Origin of the sequence: Ciceribacter lividus, assembly GCF_003337715.1 — a bacterium.
In the GTDB taxonomy this organism is placed as follows: domain Bacteria; phylum Pseudomonadota; class Alphaproteobacteria; order Rhizobiales; family Rhizobiaceae; genus Allorhizobium; species Allorhizobium lividum.
Window position 1 is genome coordinate 44016 of sequence record NZ_QPIX01000008.1, and the last position, 17688, is coordinate 61703.

Consider the following 17688-nt stretch of genomic DNA (forward strand, 5'->3'; position numbering starts at 1 on the left):
TCCGTCGAAGCAATTGCGGCCATGGACAGCGTATCGCCGAACGGAAGCGGCACAATGCTAGAGAACCGGACACACTTATCGGCATTTTTGTATGTTGCCGCTCAAAGGGTATCACGGGGGAAGTCGCCGCCCTGCGGCGGGTCGAGCACGGGTCCGACCAGTTCGCGCTGGCAATCCTCGAAGAGCTTCAGGACCATCGGATGTTTCTGGAGGAAGCCGGCAGTGCCGAAATAGACCCGCACCTCCGGCAGCGTGTCCAGTTTGACCGAAGCAATGGTATGGTCTTCGGGGCCGATGCACCAGGACGGGATGATCGAAAAGCCAAGTCCCTCCTCGACACAGCGCTTGACGCTTGAACTGCCCGAGGTCGAGATGACCGGCTGAACGACCGCACCGTCACGTGCAAGAAAGTCGACCGACAGGTTTCGTAGCGTCTGCCCGGGCTCGTAGGTGACGAAAGGCCGGCCTTCCGCCCAGAACGGTATCCCCGCCACGGCAGGCGCCTCACCCCACACGCGGGGATAGACGAGGCTCAGCCGGTAACTGCCGAGAAGCCGCTGCGGCACGACGGGATCGCCGAAATAGCGCTCGGAAATACAGATATCGAGACTGCCGTTCTTCACGAGCTCGGCGAGCACCGTGTCGCGCTCGTAGACGGCGAACTCCATTTCCGGGAAGCTCTCGCGGAAACGCGCCAGAACCTTCGGGAACAGGTAGAAGAAGATGGCCTGCGGCATGCCGACACGAAGTGACGAGCGCTGGCTCTCGATCAGCTTGGTGAGCCGTTCGAGCATGATATCCAGCTCCGGATGGAGGAGATTGTAGAGGGCGCGGCCGCGGGGCGTCAGCGATATCCTCTTCGCCCCCTGCTCGCTGTCGATGAGCTTGCCCTTGAGGATCTGCTCCAGCCGCCGAACGTGGTTCGCGGCCGACTGGTAGCTCAGGTTGAGATCGCGCGCGGCTCCCGAAAAGGAGCCGTGCCGTGCCACCTGGTAGAAGGTCTGGATGAGAGTAAGGCTGATCTTCGCCATCGCTGGTCCCCTTGATACCCGGTCTCGGCATATGGGTTCTTCTCTCTCCAGCGGATACAAATTTCGTGAACTGGGAAGGCCGTCATCTTGTATCGACGGGCGAGGCCGCACTTCGCCAATATCAGATGTATCGAACGCAAAAATCTCGGTCAAATGATATGAAGTTCCGCCCGCCAGCATCAGCCATCGTCATCGGATCGGGGATATCCGGCGCGGCCGCCGCCTATTTCCTCGCCCGGCGCGGCGTGAACGTTGAGGTCGTCGAAGCGAGCGCTCCCGCGGCTGCGGCAACGGGGGCCGCCGACGGCGCCGTCTCGGTCGCCAGCAAGCGGCCGGGTCCGTTGATGGAAGCCGCACTCTGCGGCATCCGGCTCTACCGCGCGCTCGCCGGCGAAGGCCTGTTCGCCGATCTCTTCAAGGCCCGTTCGACCTTCATCGTCGCCTCGTCGAAACAGGAGGCGGAGGTGCTCCACGCCCATGCCGATGCTCTTTCGTGCGCCGGCGTGCGTGTCGACAGGCTTTCTCGCGCCGAGACCGCACGGCGCTTTCCGGTGCTCTCACGCAGCGCCGAAATGGCGGTCGAGGTCCACGACGAGGGGCACGCGATCGGCTACCGGATCGTCCATCGCCTGCTGACGGCCGGCGGCATAAACGTCCGCCGCGACGAGCCAGTGCGCCGGCTTCTTGTCTCCGGCGGACGTGTCGAGGGTGTGGAGACCACCAAAGGCATTCTGAAGGCCGACACGGTGATCCTCGCGGCCGGGAACGGATCGGCGCATCTGCTCGGCCTTCGCGACACGCTCGCGCCGCGCAAGGGGCAGCTCCTCGTCACGGAGCGCGCACCGCACCTCAACGCCGCCATGCCGGGTGCGATCATGTCCGGGCGCTATCTTCTGAGCAAGGGCAGCCAGAAGGCCGCCGCCGGCAAGCCCGCTCGCGGGATCGGGCTGGTGATCGATCCGCTGACCACCGGGCAGTTTCTCATCGGCGGCACACGCGAGGATACCGACGACCATCGATCGAACGATCTCGATGCCGTGTCACGCATTCTCGCGGATGCGGTTGCGCTGGTTCCCGGCCTCGCCGAGGTCCGGCTGCTGCGAAGTTTTGCCGGGGTGCGCACCGCGGTCGTCGACGGACTGCCGCTCATCGGCCGCCTGCCGGGTCTCGACAATGCCTATGTCAGCACGGGCTTCGAAGGCGACGGCATCTGTCTCGGTCCGATCGCCGCCAAGGCAATCGTCGAGCTCGCCTGCGACGAGGAGCCGTCCATCGATCTCGCCCCGTTCGATCCCGCCCGGTTTGCCGGCATCGAGGTGGCGGCATGAGCGGCCATCTCTTCGATTTCATGGGCCGGGAGATTCCGTTCCGTCCGGGCGAAAGCGTGGCCGCGGCACTGGATGCGGCCGGTATCACGATGCTCGGCCGTGACACCCTCGACGTGGAGGCGCGCTTCTTCTGCGGGATCGGCGCCTGCCAGTGCTGTCTGACGGTGATCGACGGTGTGATGCGCGAAGCGTGCCTGACACCCGCGCGCGCAGGAATGAAGGTCGAAAGCATAGGGGCGCATCATGACTGACGTCGATGTCCTGATCGTCGGTGCCGGCCCCGCCGGGTTGGCCGCGGCCGTCGAGCTCCGCCGTGCCGGCCTCTCGGTCGAAATCATCGAGCAACGCGAGACCATCGGTGGTGCGATCTATCGCCAGCCGATCGCCGGCGCCCGCCCCGTGCGGCAGGCGACGGGCGCCGAGCGGCGCTGGCGCGCTCTTGCCGATGACTTTGCGGCGAGCGGCATTCCGGTCCGGCATGCCTGCATCTTCGTCGGCATCGACGGAGCCGGCCTCGTACTCATCGAAGATCGCCATGCAGGAAAGATCCGGAAAGTCGCGGCCCGAGGCGTGATCCTCGCCGTCGGTGCTGTGGAGAAGGTATTGCCCCGTCCCGGCTGGCAGCTTGCCGGCGTGTCGACGGCGGGCGGCCTTCAGGTGATGATGAAGGAAACCGGCCGGGCACCAGGCGGGCGCGTTCTGCTCGCCGGCAACGGCCCGCTGCTCATTGCGGTCGCCGCGCAGATGGTGAAGCTCGGCAATCCTCCCGCCACCATCATTGAGGCCGGCGACCCCGTCGGCCGGTTTGCTGCCGGCATCGGGCTTTGCGCTTATCCGGAACTCGTGACCGAGGCGCTGTCCTATCTGCGGACAGTCCATCTCCATCGTATCCCCTGGATGAGGGCAGCATCGGTCACCAGAATCGAGCGGCGACAGAAGGGACTGCGGGCCGTCGTGCGCGACGGCCGCGGCCGCGAGCATGTCTTCGACGTCGATCGCATCGGCCTTCATGACGGCATTCGGCCCAACGAATTCGGGCTTCCCCCCGAAGCCGCAAAGGACGCGTCGCTTCCCGTCATCCTGCGCGCCGGCGATTGCCGGGAGGCGCTTGGTGCAAAGGCGGCGATTTCGGACGGAAGGCGTGCGGCCGGCGAAATCCTCGAACGGCTCGCCGGTAAGGGTCGGCAGGCGGAACGAGAGATCGAAAGATTACGCCGAGCGCAGGATGTCCTTGCCCGTCTCTTCCGACCGGTCGATCGCGCTGATCCGCTGATGCGCCTGCCGGACGAAACGATCCTTTGCCGCTGCGAGAACCGCACCGTCGGCGACCTGAAACGGCTATGTGCCGGGCCGGATACCCCGAGTGGACGCGAGGTCAAGCACAACGGTCGCTTCGCCATGGGGTCCTGCCAGGGGCGGTTCTGCGCCGACAATACCGCAGCCCTGATGGCAGCACTCGGACCCGACCGCCCGCCCCCCTCCCCTGAGGATCTGACCGGCCGCCGCTGGCCGACACGTCCCTTGCCGATCGGCGCCTTTGTCGCCGCGCATGCCGAAGAGACGACCCCTCGAGACGAACAGCAAGATTAGAAGAGGCACCCTGATGACCCAAGTCGCGACCTTCAAGGCCGGTTCGACGATCACCGTCCGCAACCCGTTCAACGGCAACATCGTCGGCGACGTCGCCGAAAGCACGCCGTCTGGAATTGCCGCGGCCGTGGCCCGGGCGAAGATTGCCCAGCAGGAATTTCGGCGCTCCACGCCGGCGCTCCGTCGCAGCCTGCTGAATGCCCTTGCCGCCGAAATCGCAGCGGATGCCGAAGAGCTGGCCCGGATTATCTCGTCGGAGATGGGAAAGACCATTCGCGAAGCCCGAAACGAGGTCCGTCGGGCCCAGAACACGCTGAAACTCTCGGGCGATGCGGCGACCTTCCTCGACGGCGAGGCGCTCCACTGCGCGATCGTCGAGGGGGGAGCCGACCGGCTGGCAACGATCACCTACGAACCGGTCGGCGTCGCTGCCGCCATCACTCCCTTCAACTATCCACTGAACCTTCTTTGCCACAAGCTCGGCCCGGCCATCGCCGCCGGCAATGCGGTCGTCGCCAAGCCCTCGCCGAAGGCGCCGCTCGCGGCCGAAAGGCTTTGCGCGCTGGCCGAGAAGGCCGGCTGGCCCTGCAATCTCTTCCAGGTCGTCCATGGCGGCGCCGACGCGGCCCTCTCGCTCGCCCGCTCGCCGATCAACCTTCTCTCCTTTACCGGCGGCCCGGCGGCGGGTCTCGCGTTGAAGAACGCGAGCGGGCTCGTCCGCTGCCTGATGGAACTCGGTGGCAATGATCCCCTCTTCGTGATGCCGGACGCGGACCTCGACAAGGCGGTCGCCACCACGATCGGCCATCGTTTCGAGATTGCCGGCCAGAGCTGCGCGGCCGTCAAGAAACTCTATCTCCACCGCGACATCGAACGGGCGTTCACGGAGAAGCTGCTCGCCGAAGTCGACGCGGTCGAATTCGGCGATCCTTCCCTCGACGACACCGATATGGGTCCCCTCATCGATGCGGCCGCCGCGCGGAACGTCCAGGAGCGGATCGATGCGACCATCGCCGGCAAGCGCGGCAAGCTCTTGACCGGTGGCAATCACGCCGGCGCGCTCTTTGCCCCGACCGTCATTTCGGAGATCACCGCCGACGCACCGGTGATCGCGGAGGAAACCTTCGGCCCCGTCATCGCCATCCGCACCTTCAGCGAAGCAGCCGAAGCGATCGCGGAAGTCAATGCCGGGGAGTACGGATTGCAGGCTGGTGTCTTCACCAACGATCACGCGGTCATCAGGCAGTTCTCCCGGGACCTCGTGGTCGGCGGCGTAATGATCAACGAAGGTCCGGACTTCCGGGCGGAACACGTGCCGTTCGGCGGCGTCAAGCGTTCGGGCCTCGGCCGCGAAGGAGTCCGCATTGCGCTCAGGGAGATGTCCGAGCCCAAGGTGGTGATCGATTGAGGGCCGGGACGATGAGAGTAGGCATTCTCGGCGCATCCGGCCGCGTCGGCACAAGGCTGGTCGAACTCGTCCTCGCCAATCCCGGCCTGCAGCTGGCGGCGGCCTTCGTCTCCCCCGTGTCCCGGCTCTGCGGCACACCGGTTGCCGGCGGCAGCATCGAATACCGGCCGGCCGACGGTGCGATGAACAGCCATTGCGACGTCGTCATCGATTTCTCGACGCCAGCGTCAAGCCTCGCCTTCCAGGCGCTGGTCGGCGAGAAACCCATTCCCATGGTGATCGGCACGACCGGCTTCTCCGTGGAGGAGAGCGAGGCGCTCGCACGCTACGCCGCATACCGGCCGATGCTGGTCAGCGCCAATTTCGCACGTGGTTTCGAGGCCTTCCGCCTCGGCGCCGTCGATTTCATGCGTCGCATGGCTGCGGCGGAGCCGTCGGTCGCCGAGATCTACCACGCGCGCAAGAAGAGCGAGCCGTCCGGCACGTCGCGACTTCTGGCAAGCGAACTGCATGCGACGCGCAGTCAGGTCATGGGATTTGCCGCGCCCGAGCCGCCGATCGTCGTCCATCGGGAAGGTGACACCGTCGGTATCAACGAAGTCCGCTTCGACCTCGGTTCGGCGGAGGTCGCCTTCACCTACCGCGTCCATACGCTTGCGGCCTACGCGGAAGGCGCACTTGCAGCAGCCGAATGGCTGATATCGGAACCACGCGCCAACGGGCGCTATACGCTGGCCGACAGTCTGGCCAGGTAACAAGAGACAGGAAAGGATCGAGGCACATGCAGGATTTGGCCCACCGCTTCAAAGGCGTCTTCACCGCGCTCGTCACCCCCTTCAGGAACGGCAGCGTCGACATCGCCGCCTTCGACGCGCTCGTCGAGCGGCAGCTCTCGGCCGGCGTCACGGGCCTCGTTCCCGTCGGCACCACCGGCGAGGCCGCCACCTTGTCGGATGAGGAAGCGGTCGAGCTCATCGCCCGCGCCGCAGCACTCGCCAAGGGCCGCGCGCTTGTCGTTGCCGGCGCCGGCGCCAACAATACTCAAAAGGCCATCGAGAAGGCAAAGGCGGCGGAAGCAGCCGGAGCCGATGCGCTGCTGGTGGTCACGCCCTACTACAACAAGCCGACCCAGGCCGGACTGATCGCCCATTACGGGGCCGTGGCAGAAGCGACGACCCTGCCGATCATGCTGTATTCCGTCCCCGGCCGCTGCGGCGTCGAAATCGCCCCGGAAACCTGTGCCGCACTGACGGAACGGTACGCCAATATCGTGGCGATCAAGGAGGCCGGCGGCAATCCGGGCCGCGTGACCGCACTGCGCCGCACCTGCGGCAATGACCTGATTATCCACTCCGGCGACGATGGCCTCACCCTGCCCTTCCTCTCTCTCGGCGCCTGCGGCGTCACGAGCGTCGTCGCGAACGTCGCCCCCCGCGAGATGGTCGAGATGGTAAAGGCGTGGGAGAACGGCGACACGAGCCTCGCGCTGGCGCTCAACGATATCATCGCCGAGCTCACGGAAGGGATGTTCATCGAGTCCAATCCCGGACCGGTCAAGGCGGCACTCGCCTTGTCGAACCTCGCCGGCCCGGAACTTCGCCTGCCGATGGTGCCTGTTTCGGACGCGAACCGCGAACGCCTCACCGGAATCCTCGGCCGCTACAGCGCGGCCACGGCCGCCTTCCAAGAAATGCGGTAAGCGCCCGCCGCAGCTTTGCATTGCCGCCCGCCGCGGAAGATAGGACCATGAAACCGTGGCTGGACCACGCCAGTCCCGGATCACGAAGAAGATGGGGAACGACCATGAGAGCCAGTAACACCCGCCACACTGGCGGTGGAAACGCCTGCAGGAGAGAAGACCAAGATGACCTATAAATGGGATTTCCACTCGGTCTGGGTCTTCTACGACCTTTTTCTCGAAGGGCTGTGGATCACTGTCCTCTACACCTTCGGGTCGATCTTCTTCGGCGTGATCATCGGCTTCGCCACCTGCGGAGCGCGTCTGTCGCGCTTCAAGGTTCTCAAGGCGGTGGCGCGGGTCTACCAGGAGATCTTCCGCTGCACGCCGCTTCTCGTCCAGTTGCTCTGGTTCTACTATGCCTTCCCACTGCTGGTCGGCGGCTCCATCGACAATCGCGTGGCGGCCATGCTGACGCTTTCGCTCTATGTCGGCGCCTTCTACGCCGAGATTTTCCGCGGCGGCATCGTCTCGATCGACCGTGGCCAGCGCGAGGCGGCCGCCGCCATCGGCATGAGCCCCTGGCAATCGATGACGCGGATCATCCTGCCGCAGGCGATCAAGCGCATGCTGCCCTCCTTCATCAACCAGTCGGTGATCCAGTTCAAGAACACCTCGCTGGTCTCGGTGATCTCCGTCGCCGACCTCGCCTACATGGCGGCCGTCGTCAACGGGCAGACCTACCGGCCGCTGGAGTCCTACACCATCATGGCCGGGCTCTACATCGTCATGCTCCTGCCGCTGACGCAAGCTGCCGACTGGATCGAAAGACGCCTCAGGGCGAGCGACTAAGGAAACGGTACGACCATGAGCATGAACAAAGAAACAAGCGCGCCGGTCATCGAAGCGGTATCGCTACGCAAGAGCTACGGCCCGCTCGAGGTCCTCAAGGGGCTGGATCTCAGTCTCGCCCGCGGCGAGGTGGTGGCACTGATCGGTCCGTCAGGCTCCGGCAAGTCGACCTTCATCCGTTGTCTCAACATGATGGAGATCCCGAGCGGCGGCACGATCCTCTTTCGTCAGAAGAAGGTCGGCGACCGTTTCCGGGACAAGGACGGCGACATCGGCATCGGCACGCTTCGCCGCCATGTCGGCATGGTCTTCCAGCACTTCAATCTCTTTCCGCACAAGACCGTTCTCCAGAACGTCACGGAAGGCCCGATCGTGGTCTGCAAGACGCCCCGCCGAGAAGCCGAGGAGCGCGCCATGGACCTGCTCGCCAAGGTCGGCCTCGCCGAAAAGCATGCCGCCTATCCGAGCCATCTGTCGGGCGGACAGAAGCAGCGGGTGGCGATCGCCCGTGCACTTGCCATGGACCCCGAGGTTCTCTTGCTCGACGAGGTGACCAGCGCGCTTGATCCCGAACTGGTCGGCGAGGTCCTGACGGTTATTCGCCAGCTGGCGGACGCCGGCATGACCATGGCGATCGTCACCCACGAAATGGCGTTCGCCGCCGAGGTCGCCAATCGCGTCCTCTTCCTCGATCAGGGCGTGATCGCCGAAGCCGGATCGGCCGACGAGGTCATTCTCAACCCGCAGAACCCGCGCCTTCAGGCGTTCGTCTCACGCTTCAGAGGGTAAACCTATGGTTGGCTTCCGTGTATCGATCGTCGGCGCAGGCAGTATCGGCTCGGCGCTTGCCGCCTGCCTCGGCACGGCGGGAGGCTTTGCCGTAGAGGTCATCGATCCTTCGGAAGAGGCTCTCGACCGGCTGCTGGATCTGAACCTGCCCGTTTCTCTGCGCCACCTCGGCTCGCACGAGCCGCTCGCGAACCTCCTGAAGCAGAGCGATGTCACGGTCGCGGCCGTGCCCGAGCGGGCGGTGCCGGCGATCGCCCGGGCGGCGGCATCGGCGGGCACGCATTTCCTCGATTTCTCACCGCTGCATGCCGACACCCGGCAGGCGCTGGAGCCGCTTGCCGGCGAGCGTGTCGTGCTCAATGGCTGCGGCGTGTCGCCGGGTCTCGTCGAGAACATCGCAAGCAGCCTCCTTGCCCGGTGTGCGCCAGTCTCCGAACTGACGATCCGCGTCGGCTCCATACCGCGCTTGCCGACGAACCGCCTCGGCTACGGACAGATCTGGGACATCGACGGACTGATCGACGAATATACGATGCCTTGCGAGGCGCTGCGCGGTGGAGAGCGCGTTCATCTCGCGCCACTCGAGGGCAAGGAACACGTCGTGCTCGACGGCGTGACCTATGAAGGCTTCACGACCTCGCGCGGATTGAAGGATCTCGCAATGTTCGCCACGGCCGGTGTCGGCAACGTTACCTTCAAGACGCTGCGCTATCCCGGGCACCTCGAGCACATGCAGTTCCTCCTCGACGACCTCGGCCTCAGGAACCGCCGCGACATGCTGCGCTCGCTCCTGCTCAACGGTCTGCCCATTATCGAGGAGGACGAGCTGGTGATGTTCCTGACGGCCCGTTCCGCGAGGGGTGCACGCAAGCTCGAAGCCTCGTCGTCCTATCGGTTCCGCCCGAGCCCGGTCCTCGGCCCCTTCAACGCGATGACGTCCGTCGCGGCGGGCTACGCCGCCGGTTTGCTGTCCTTGCTGCGAAACGGTGACCTCGGAGAAAGGGGCTTCGTCGCCCACCACAGCGTTTCAGGCGCCGGGGTTCTGGAGAATCCCTATTTTTCGCCCCTGCTGGCGGCGTGACGGCATCCAGGAATGCTCGCCGCCAGGGGCATCGCGCAGCACGGATCCGCCATCGCGGTGCAACGCCGACCTGAGACCCGAGACCAAAGCTCCGCGACCCTGCCGTAGCGACAGGGGCTTGGCGGAGATTCGTGTTCCGACGAACGCGCTGAAGGAGATGTCCGCCACCCGCATCGAGAATGCGTCTTGGTGGTGCACGGCCAATGCTCCCTTGCGGGCGTCACTTGTTCTTGAGAAGCCACATCTTTCCCGCCATCGTGATGGCGTGGGCGGATTCTTCTGTCTGCGCTTCGGGATTGAGCCTCTTCAGAAGACCTAGTTCGGTCAGTTCATTCAGCGTGCTGGTCTTCAGGAATTTGACCTTCTGCGGTCGTTCCTTGAACCGGTCCGTCTTTGCATAGGTTTCGGTGGCGTCGCGATGCGTCCATTTCTTGCCGTCCTGGAGAAACAAATCGCCGTCCTTTGCGAGTTTCAGACCTCGTATCTGTATCGGTGTCAGTTCGATCATCGTCGTCTTTCGTTGTCGTGGTGAGGAAGCGCGGCCGGCAAGCAGCCGGCTGCAACGCATTCACGCGCCGGCTGTAACCTGCGCGGCATCCCGGAAGGAGAGGAGTTTTCGGCTTCTCTCGTCCCAGAGGACGAGCTTCACGCACTTCAGGCTCTCCCACAGCGTGATGCGTCCGATGGAAGCAAGCTCCGGGTGATGACGAAGCACTTCCGGGAGCCGGTAATAGGGGATGCGGCTCGACAGGTGATGCACGTGGTGAATGCCGATATTGCCGGTGATCCACCGCAACACCAGCGGCAAATCGTAATGGGAAGCGCCGTGAAGCGCCGCCTCCGGGAAATGCCAGTCGTCGCCCTTGGCCCAGTGGGTCGTCTCGAATTGATGCTGGACATAGAAGAGCCAGACGCCGGCCGCACCCGCCAAGAGCACGATCGGCAGGTGAATGGCAACAAAGGGCCCGATTCCGATGAGCCATACCAGCACCCCTGCCAATACGACAATGGCGGCGTTGGTGGCCATCGTCGACACCCACGGCAAGGCGCCCGATCGCATCATCCCGAACGGCAGACGTTGTTTGAAGAGGAACAGCCACGCGGGACCGATGCCGAACATCACCAGCGGGTGCCGGTAGAGGTTGTAACCGAGACGCCCCATGCGGGAGAGCGAACGATACTCGGCGACCGTAAGGGTGGTGATGTCGCCGACGCCCCGTTCGTCCAGATTCCCGGCCGAGGCGTGGTGGGCGGCATGAGCGCGACGCCAGTAGTCATAAGGCGTCAAGGTAAGTACGCCGAGCAGACGCCCCACCCAGTCATCGATACCGCGACGAGCGAAAAACGAACCGTGCCCGCAATCATGCTGAATCATGAACAGGCGCAAGAGAAACGCGGCAGCGGGTACGACGAATATCAGCCCCAGCCAAACACCGCGGGAGATGGAGAAATATGCGAGAAACCAGAAAATCGCGAAGGGAACGATCGTAACCAGGAGCTCAAAGACGCTGCGCCGTGCCCGTGGTTGGCGATATCGCGACAAGGTTTTCAACCAGGCCGCGGCATCGACTTCGGCAGGTTTCGCAGGCGCTTGGATCATAGTGTTCATCGGAAAACCATCCGTTCACTCGCTTCGCTGCATGAAAGTGCAGACGGCGGTGTTGTTACTCGCGCCCGATCACGGGCGCATCTCGAATCGTCAGGACCGGCGCGCCTTTCGGGCGGCATAGCGACGATCTCGTTCCGCCTTGCGGGCCGCCTCGTCTGCGATCATGCGAGTCTTGACGTCGTCCTGTTGTGCTTTGGCGGCTGCCTGCTCGGCTTCTGCTGCAGCCGCACGAGCCTCTGCATCCGCGAGCATTCGCGCGTGCTCCGCGACTTTCATCGCTTGCCGCTCGGCCCGGCGTTGCTCTCTGGCGATGGCGACCGCTTCACGAGCGGCCAATCGTTCCCGCATCTGCGGATCGATCGCCTTGGGTGCAGATGCGAATTTTTCCAATAGTGCGCGTTTCGCCTCGGCCGCGGCCGTACGGCGCGCATGAAAGCCGTTGTCGTTCGGGTGTCTCAATCTCTCATCCTTTGGAACTCGTCAGTTCGAGAGCTCCCCCGCGTCCCGCCCTGAGCGGGACCGGGTTCAGAATTTGCAGCGGTGTGCAAGTTAAGAAAAAAGGCCAGACGCATGCCTGGCCTTTCCAACCTTTCGCCGCGATGCCAGTACATCCGTGGTCACCTGCGGCTGAAGCTTCAGGCGGCGCGAAGCGTGCCCGCCGACATCTTGCCTGACTTGCGGTCACGTTCGAGTTCAAAGCCGATCTTCTGGCCTTCAACGATCGTGTTCATGCCTGCCCGCTCGATAGCGGAAACATGGACGAAGACGTCCGCGCTGCCATCGTCAGGCTGAATGAAGCCGAAACCTTTGGTGGAATTGTACCATTTGACTGTGCCAGTGGCCATAACGAGCCCTTTCTCAGCAACGTTGAGTGCCGCCGGGCGACGCACGGCGGTGTTTTCGACTTTTGAAGGGGGAAGTTCGTCACGAAGCGCGAGGCGCAGCCAAAACAAATATCAGCAAACAAAGTATCGATGAACACTCAATATACGATCGCCGGATCCGCGTCAACCTTTTGTTTTGCGTTCTTCTGTTTTTCTACTTATGGTATACATTGTCCGGATAGACGCACCCCGTCACGGGCGCCGACGGCCCGAGGGGCTGCGTCGGAGAAGCGGATAGTCCTCGGCTTCGTAGAGCTTCTGCATCTGCATTCCATCGAAGCGGTCCTCGTCGACCTCGAGCACGCAGCCCCGGAGCATCGAGCTGGGCATGTCCTCGATTGCAAAACGGAGCGCTTCCGCCACGCTGTCAAACCTCTTGTACCGAAGCCTGCTCGTCCGGCGCACGGTCTTGCAGGGATAGAGTCCTGCGGCGGCATGGTAATCAACACTCTTCATCGCCCAATTCCTCTCTTTTTGAAGCTGAACACGCGGGGAAACCGCCGCAGCGGCCTCCAGCTCTTCGCGCGCAAGCGAGCATCGGAAGGAACTCTCGGCCGAACGGCAGGCCATATCCGTCATGAACTGAAACCTCGAGCATTTCCGGCCAATTCGGAGTCGTTCCGACGGGAGCTCGAAGTCGGGACGCTCCCTGGAAGGGCAGCACCGCCAGAAGCCAGCCGATCCGGTCAATCGGGAGTAGGAAACGCTCGTGATCCAAACCGTCCGCGAAGGTCCCGTTGCTTTGCTCGCGGCAGCTATCGCTGTTTCTTGCCGAGGCTCAATCCGCTGCTCGCCAGCTTGACCTGAGCGCCCGAAACGGCGGGCGGGGCGGACGAGGCCTTTTCCTTCTTTGGTTTCCGCGCCTCGCGGTTACTTCGCATTTGGCCCTTTGCCATAGGAATTGCTCCAAGTTGGATGTGTAGCGAAAGAATGAAGAGCGAGCGGACCGCTTTGATGGACGTATCGCCCGAAGCGGAACATCGACTACCGGATGGTGTTCAGATTTGGAGAACCGCAGTTTCCATTCGCCCGCCTTGCAAGACAGACATGACGCCGAAGCCCGTAAGCGACGACGAACACGGAAGCTGCTGATCCGGCGCGGAAAGAACTGCCCGGAATCGCCTTACAATCCGTGCAGCGGCGTTCGATGGACCGGTCTCATGATGCTGGATGTTCTCACGATATCCAGACCCGCTTACGCTGAGGAGATTTCGGTGTAACTGCAGCTCGGAAGACATAAGCGTCCTCCTTTCGTTGGGGCCGGGGCATGACAGCCCTGGGCAGCAGCGCCCTGAACATGGCTGCCGACAAATTTATGATACGCCTCGCCTCCGAAAGGTGCAACAAAATAAAAATCAAAGTCGCCTTGTGCCGGACACAATCGACTGATAGTTTTCACAAATCGAATTTGGCTGCTTAGCTTCATTTTTGTGCCAATTGTGCGGATGTGACCTTCCCTTTCAAAATCGATGACTGCGCGGCCTGCATAATACCGGCTGCAAATTCCTGCGATAGCGAGAGGAAATTGTTATGAACACCGGCATCGTGAAATTCTTCAACACGGCAAAAGGCTTCGGTTTTATCGAGCCCGCGGACGGCGCGAAGGACGTGTTCGTCCACATCTCGGCGGTCGAACGCTCTGGCATGACGCACCTCATGGAAGGTCAGAAGATCAGCTATGACGTCGTCACCGACCAGCGCTCAGGCAGAACTGCCGCCGAGAATCTTCAGGCGGCATAAGCCTGGACGGGTTCAGGTCTCTGACCGCCGTCGCGGACACAGACCGCAGAACCATATGGCAAGGTCGGGCTCGCCCGGCCTTTTTTTCATTTCCAACCAGGAAAGACTCCCATGAAAAAGACGGACGCAGGACAACAGATCCTCAGGGCGCAGCGGCAGGTGGCAAACACCAGTGGCGGCGGACACCTTGGCGGAACGAACCACGGTCAAGGCTACGATGCAAAGACATCATCGGCCAAGGGCAAACTCGACAAGACCCGACGATTTGGCGGCAAGAAGTGACATCGGCAAGGACCGGAGTACATCCGGTCAATCCGGGTTCGTTCTGACGAAACGACCCAGGCGAGATCCGACGGAGATGCGAAGGCCATGTCCACCGATACGGTCGAGCGGCTTCGTCGATTTTGACACGGAGACCCCCGTTTCTCCGGTCACCCGCTTCGACGAGGTCGAGGCAGGGCGCCCGGAGAGATCTCCATTTTCGTGTTTGCCTTCGGCAAAGAACGAGAGTGACGTCAGTTAGCGGAATCAGATCGCGTTCCGATCTTGCGCGATGCCGCTTGTTGCTCCGCCTCAGAGAACAGCACTGCCCCTGAAGAAGTATTGGCGGAGACACCCGCGCGCGGCTTTCTCGGCAATACCTGCCTCGTCCGACAAATCCTCCGCCCACCAAGCGTCCCACGACGCGACGAACCCCTGTCTCCGAAGAGCGCCGGCTCAAGCCACGGCGCGTAACCGATTCTTAGCGTCCGTCGCCGACAATGCAGAACGTTTCTTTACGCGATCTGTCTGAATGAACTTATTCGAACGCTTTGCCGAACACGAACCCGACGGACGGACCCACCCTTTGAAATCGGCCGTGTCGCACGTGGTCGCCTTCATGTCGGTGCCCTCCGACAATCCGTCGCTGCTCAGGGAGCAGTACCGCGCCTTCGCCCGGCAGCTGCCGATGATGTACTTCATCCTGATGACGAGCACCTGGGCGGTCGCCGCGACACACATGGCCACCGCGCCCCTCTGGCTGACGACCGCCCTTCCCGCGCTCTTCACCGCGGTAAGCCTCGCCCGTATCCGGCACTGGTGGTTATCGCGCAGTATCGAACCGACGCCGGAAGCAGCGCTCCGCGCGCTCCGGCGTACCAACCGGCTGGCCTTCGTCATCGCGGCCGTCTTCACCGGCTGGTCCTACATGCTCTTTCCCTATGGCGACGCCTATGCGCAGTCGCACCTCGCCTTCTACATGTCGATCACGGTGATCAGCTGCATCTTCTGCCTGATGTTCCTGCGGTCGGCCGCGGTGACCGTGACGGTGATCGTCAACGGCACCTTCATCCCCTTCTATGCCCTGACCGGCCAGCCGACCTTCGTCGCGATCGCCGTCAACATCGCCCTCGTCAGCGTCGGCATGCTGGTGATCCTGATGGTCAACTACCGCAACTTCGCCGAGATGGTGAACGCGCAGGTCCGCACCGAGGCGCTGAGCAACGAGAACCTGCGGCTTGCCAATCTCGACAGCCTGACCGGCCTGCCGAACCGCCGCGCCTTCTTCTCGCACCTTCAGGACGTCTTCGCGGAGGCCCGGAAAGACGGAACACGGCTCGCGGTCGGCATCCTCGATCTCGACGGTTTCAAGCCGGTCAATGATGTCTACGGCCATTCGGCCGGCGACAAGCTTCTCGTTCAGGTGGGCGCGCGCCTCTCCGACCTCAATACCGGCTCCGGCACGCATTTCTTTCGCCTCGGCGGCGACGAATTCGCCTTCGTGACGACGGACGCGACGGAAGGCAGCGCCGTCATGGCACTGGGCAAGGACATCTGTCACACGTTGCAGAAGCCCATCATTCTGCCCGCCGCCACCGTGCAGATCTCCGCCTCGGTCGGCGTCGCCATTCACCCGGACGCGGCGACCTCGCCGGAAACCCTGTTCGACCATGCCGACTACGCGCTCTACCACGGGAAGCGGACCCGTCGCGGCACCTGCACCCTGTTCTCGAACGCGCTCGACGCGCAGATCCGTCGCGAAGCGTTGATCGAACAGGTTCTGAGACAGGCGGACCTGGAACAGGAACTGACAGTGGTCTTCCAGCCGATCGTCGACAGATCGAACGGAAGAACCATGGGCTTCGAGGCGCTTGCGCGCTGGGAGAGCCCCGTTCTCGGATGCGTACCACCCGGCCAGTTCGTTCCCATTGCCGAGCGGGCTGGCTTCGTCGGCACTCTCACCCGCATCCTGTTGCGGAAGGCGGTGGCCACGGCGGAAACCTGGCCCGCCGGGACGCGGCTCTCGTTCAACCTGTCGGCACACGACCTGAACACCGAGGAAAGCGTGCTCGCGATCGCCGCGATCCTCGGCAACAGCGCCTTCGGCAGCCACCGCATCGATTTCGAGATCACCGAGACGGCCTTCGCCCATGATTTCGAGCAGGTGCGGAAGTCGGTCGAAGCACTGCGCGTGATGGGCTGCGGAATCTCGCTCGACGATTTCGGCACCGGCTATTCGAGCCTGACCCGGCTTCACGCGCTGCCGCTGACCAAGATCAAGATCGACCGCAGCTTCGTCAAAGACCTCCACAAGAACCCGGCAAGCTACAAGATCGTGAAGTCGCTGCTCGCGCTCAGCCGCGACATGCACCTCGACTGCGTGATCGAAGGGGTGGAGACGCAGGAGGAGATGGACGCCCTGGCGGCGCTCGGTGCCGTGCTGATCCAGGGCTATTTCTATTCGCCGCCGGTCGCGGGACACGAACTCGGCAACTATCTCTATGCCGCCGGAACCGTCGCCCCGCAGGCGGGGTGACGGTTGGCGAAGGGCAAGCGCCCGTCCAGGGTCAGCGCTTGTACGCGCCGAGGCCCGGCCGGTAGGTCTTGTCGTCGAGGAACTGCTTCAGGCCCTCGTCGCGGCCACGCGTCTTGTCCAGATAGAGCATCTGCTCGAGCTTGGCGTAGATGTAGTCGTCGGCAAGATCCCAGGGCATGTTGCGGACGCGTTTGAAGGTGTCCTTTGCCGCTTTCAGGGTGACCGGGTTCTTTTCCAAGAGGCTCGCGCAGATCTGCCGCACACGCGTTTCGAGTTCGGCGAGCGGCACGGATTCGTTGACGAGACCCATCTCCCGGGCCTTCTCGCCGCCGAAGGTCTCGCCGGTCATGATGTAGTAGAGGGAGTCGCGGTGGTTCATCACCTCGGCGACGGCGCGGGTAACGTTGCCGCCGGGCAAAATGCCCCAGTTGATTTCCGAAAGACCAAAGGTCGCCTCGTTCGCCGCGATCGCAAGGTCGCAGGCGACGAGCGGGGTGAACGCCCCGCCGAAGCACCAGCCATTGACCATGGCGATGGTCGGCTTTTCGAAGAACATCAGGCGGTTCCACCAGCCGCCGGACTGCCGGCGGCTCTTGAGCGTCACGTGACGCCCCTTGCCGTCGTTGTCGCGGAAGTATTCCTTGAGATCCATGCCCGCCGACCAGGAGGAGCCGGCGCCCCGAAGGACCAGCACGCCGCAACGCTCGTCCCCTTCGAGATCGTCGAGAACCTCCATCATCCGGCGGTTGAGCGCCGGGTTCATGGCATTTCGCTTTTCCGGCCGGTTGAGGGTCACGAAGGCGATACCGCCGTCGAAGTCGACGACGACGGGGTCGGCCTTGCTCTTGTCGGTTTCTGTCATGGTCTCTGTCCTTTCATCTGGATCGACGCGGGGTCGAAG

Annotated in this window: 19 protein-coding genes; 12 read left to right on the top strand and 7 right to left on the bottom strand. The window is 63.3% G+C overall.

What is annotated here, in order from left to right; all coding sequences use genetic code 11:
• Positions 1-101 precede the first annotated feature (101 nt).
• Positions 102-1031 (bottom strand): LysR family transcriptional regulator, encoded by a 930-nt coding sequence (locus DFR48_RS14745; protein WP_114363910.1) that lies wholly within the window; start codon positions 1029-1031, stop codon positions 102-104.
• A 158-nt stretch (positions 1032-1189) separates the two neighbouring features.
• On the opposite strand from DFR48_RS14745, the gene DFR48_RS14750 reads away from it, so the two are divergent.
• From DFR48_RS14750 to DFR48_RS14790, 9 genes are all read left to right on the top strand, one after another.
• The gene (locus tag DFR48_RS14750) at positions 1190-2359 is read left to right on the top strand and encodes an NAD(P)/FAD-dependent oxidoreductase (protein ID WP_114363911.1); all 1170 of its coding nucleotides are present in this window, start codon (positions 1190-1192) and stop codon (positions 2357-2359) included.
• Positions 2356-2610, top strand: coding sequence for a 2Fe-2S iron-sulfur cluster-binding protein (locus DFR48_RS14755; protein WP_114363912.1), 255 nt, complete (start codon positions 2356-2358; stop codon positions 2608-2610). The genes DFR48_RS14750 and DFR48_RS14755 overlap by 4 nt, the downstream gene beginning before the upstream one ends.
• Positions 2603-3949, top strand: a complete 1347-nt coding sequence (locus DFR48_RS14760) for an FAD-dependent oxidoreductase (protein WP_114363913.1) — start codon at positions 2603-2605, stop codon at positions 3947-3949. The genes DFR48_RS14755 and DFR48_RS14760 overlap by 8 nt, the downstream gene beginning before the upstream one ends.
• 13 nt (positions 3950-3962) lie before the next feature.
• Positions 3963-5357: an aldehyde dehydrogenase family protein gene (locus DFR48_RS14765; RefSeq protein ID WP_114363914.1), complete on the top strand. Its 1395-nt coding sequence runs from the start codon at positions 3963-3965 to the stop codon at positions 5355-5357.
• Positions 5358-5368: 11 nt separating this feature from the next.
• Positions 5369-6112 carry a dihydrodipicolinate reductase C-terminal domain-containing protein gene (locus DFR48_RS14770; protein ID WP_114363915.1) on the top strand — a complete coding sequence of 248 codons (744 nt, stop codon included), beginning with the start codon at positions 5369-5371 and terminating at the stop codon, positions 6110-6112.
• A 26-nt stretch (positions 6113-6138) separates the two neighbouring features.
• A complete protein-coding gene (gene dapA, locus DFR48_RS14775; RefSeq protein WP_114363916.1) occupies positions 6139-7056 on the top strand; it encodes a 4-hydroxy-tetrahydrodipicolinate synthase in 918 nt (305 codons plus the stop codon).
• A gap of 165 nt (positions 7057-7221) precedes the next feature.
• Positions 7222-7887 carry an amino acid ABC transporter permease gene (locus tag DFR48_RS14780; RefSeq protein ID WP_114363917.1) on the top strand — a complete coding sequence of 222 codons (666 nt, stop codon included), beginning with the start codon at positions 7222-7224 and terminating at the stop codon, positions 7885-7887.
• Positions 7888-7902: 15 nt separating this feature from the next.
• Positions 7903-8676: an amino acid ABC transporter ATP-binding protein gene (locus DFR48_RS14785; protein WP_114363918.1), complete on the top strand. Its 774-nt coding sequence runs from the start codon at positions 7903-7905 to the stop codon at positions 8674-8676.
• Positions 8677-8680: 4 nt separating this feature from the next.
• Positions 8681-9757: a saccharopine dehydrogenase family protein gene (locus tag DFR48_RS14790; RefSeq protein WP_114363919.1), complete on the top strand. Its 1077-nt coding sequence runs from the start codon at positions 8681-8683 to the stop codon at positions 9755-9757.
• 220 nt (positions 9758-9977) lie between these two features.
• Here the strand turns inward: DFR48_RS14790 and DFR48_RS14795 are convergent, their stop codons facing one another.
• The 5 genes from DFR48_RS14795 to DFR48_RS14815 form a co-directional block, all read right to left on the bottom strand.
• The gene (locus DFR48_RS14795; RefSeq protein WP_114363920.1) at positions 9978-10265 is read right to left on the bottom strand and encodes a hypothetical protein; all 288 of its coding nucleotides are present in this window, start codon (positions 10263-10265) and stop codon (positions 9978-9980) included.
• Positions 10266-10325: 60 nt separating this feature from the next.
• Positions 10326-11366, bottom strand: a complete 1041-nt coding sequence (locus tag DFR48_RS14800; RefSeq protein ID WP_114363921.1) for a fatty acid desaturase — start codon at positions 11364-11366, stop codon at positions 10326-10328.
• Between the two features lie 90 nt (positions 11367-11456).
• On the bottom strand, positions 11457-11825 hold the full coding sequence (locus DFR48_RS14805; protein WP_114363922.1) for a DUF6481 family protein: 369 nt from the start codon (positions 11823-11825) through the stop codon (positions 11457-11459).
• A gap of 176 nt (positions 11826-12001) precedes the next feature.
• Entirely contained in the window at positions 12002-12211 is a 210-nt protein-coding gene (locus DFR48_RS14810; RefSeq protein ID WP_114363923.1) for a cold-shock protein, read from the bottom strand.
• A gap of 231 nt (positions 12212-12442) precedes the next feature.
• Positions 12443-12706: a hypothetical protein gene (locus tag DFR48_RS14815; RefSeq protein ID WP_170141892.1), complete on the bottom strand. Its 264-nt coding sequence runs from the start codon at positions 12704-12706 to the stop codon at positions 12443-12445.
• A 1074-nt stretch (positions 12707-13780) separates the two neighbouring features.
• Here DFR48_RS14815 and DFR48_RS14820 point away from each other — a divergent pair.
• From DFR48_RS14820 to DFR48_RS14825, 3 genes are all read left to right on the top strand, one after another.
• On the top strand, positions 13781-13990 hold the full coding sequence (locus DFR48_RS14820; protein WP_114363924.1) for a cold-shock protein: 210 nt from the start codon (positions 13781-13783) through the stop codon (positions 13988-13990).
• A 111-nt stretch (positions 13991-14101) separates the two neighbouring features.
• Positions 14102-14272: a hypothetical protein gene (locus DFR48_RS21985; RefSeq protein ID WP_170141893.1), complete on the top strand. Its 171-nt coding sequence runs from the start codon at positions 14102-14104 to the stop codon at positions 14270-14272.
• A gap of 598 nt (positions 14273-14870) precedes the next feature.
• On the top strand, positions 14871-16787 hold the full coding sequence (locus tag DFR48_RS14825) for a putative bifunctional diguanylate cyclase/phosphodiesterase (RefSeq protein WP_114364166.1): 1917 nt from the start codon (positions 14871-14873) through the stop codon (positions 16785-16787).
• A gap of 31 nt (positions 16788-16818) precedes the next feature.
• Here DFR48_RS14825 and DFR48_RS14830 read toward each other — a convergent pair whose 3' ends face one another.
• Positions 16819-17649, bottom strand: coding sequence for a p-hydroxycinnamoyl CoA hydratase/lyase (locus tag DFR48_RS14830; RefSeq protein WP_114363925.1), 831 nt, complete (start codon positions 17647-17649; stop codon positions 16819-16821).
• Positions 17650-17688 lie beyond the last annotated feature (39 nt).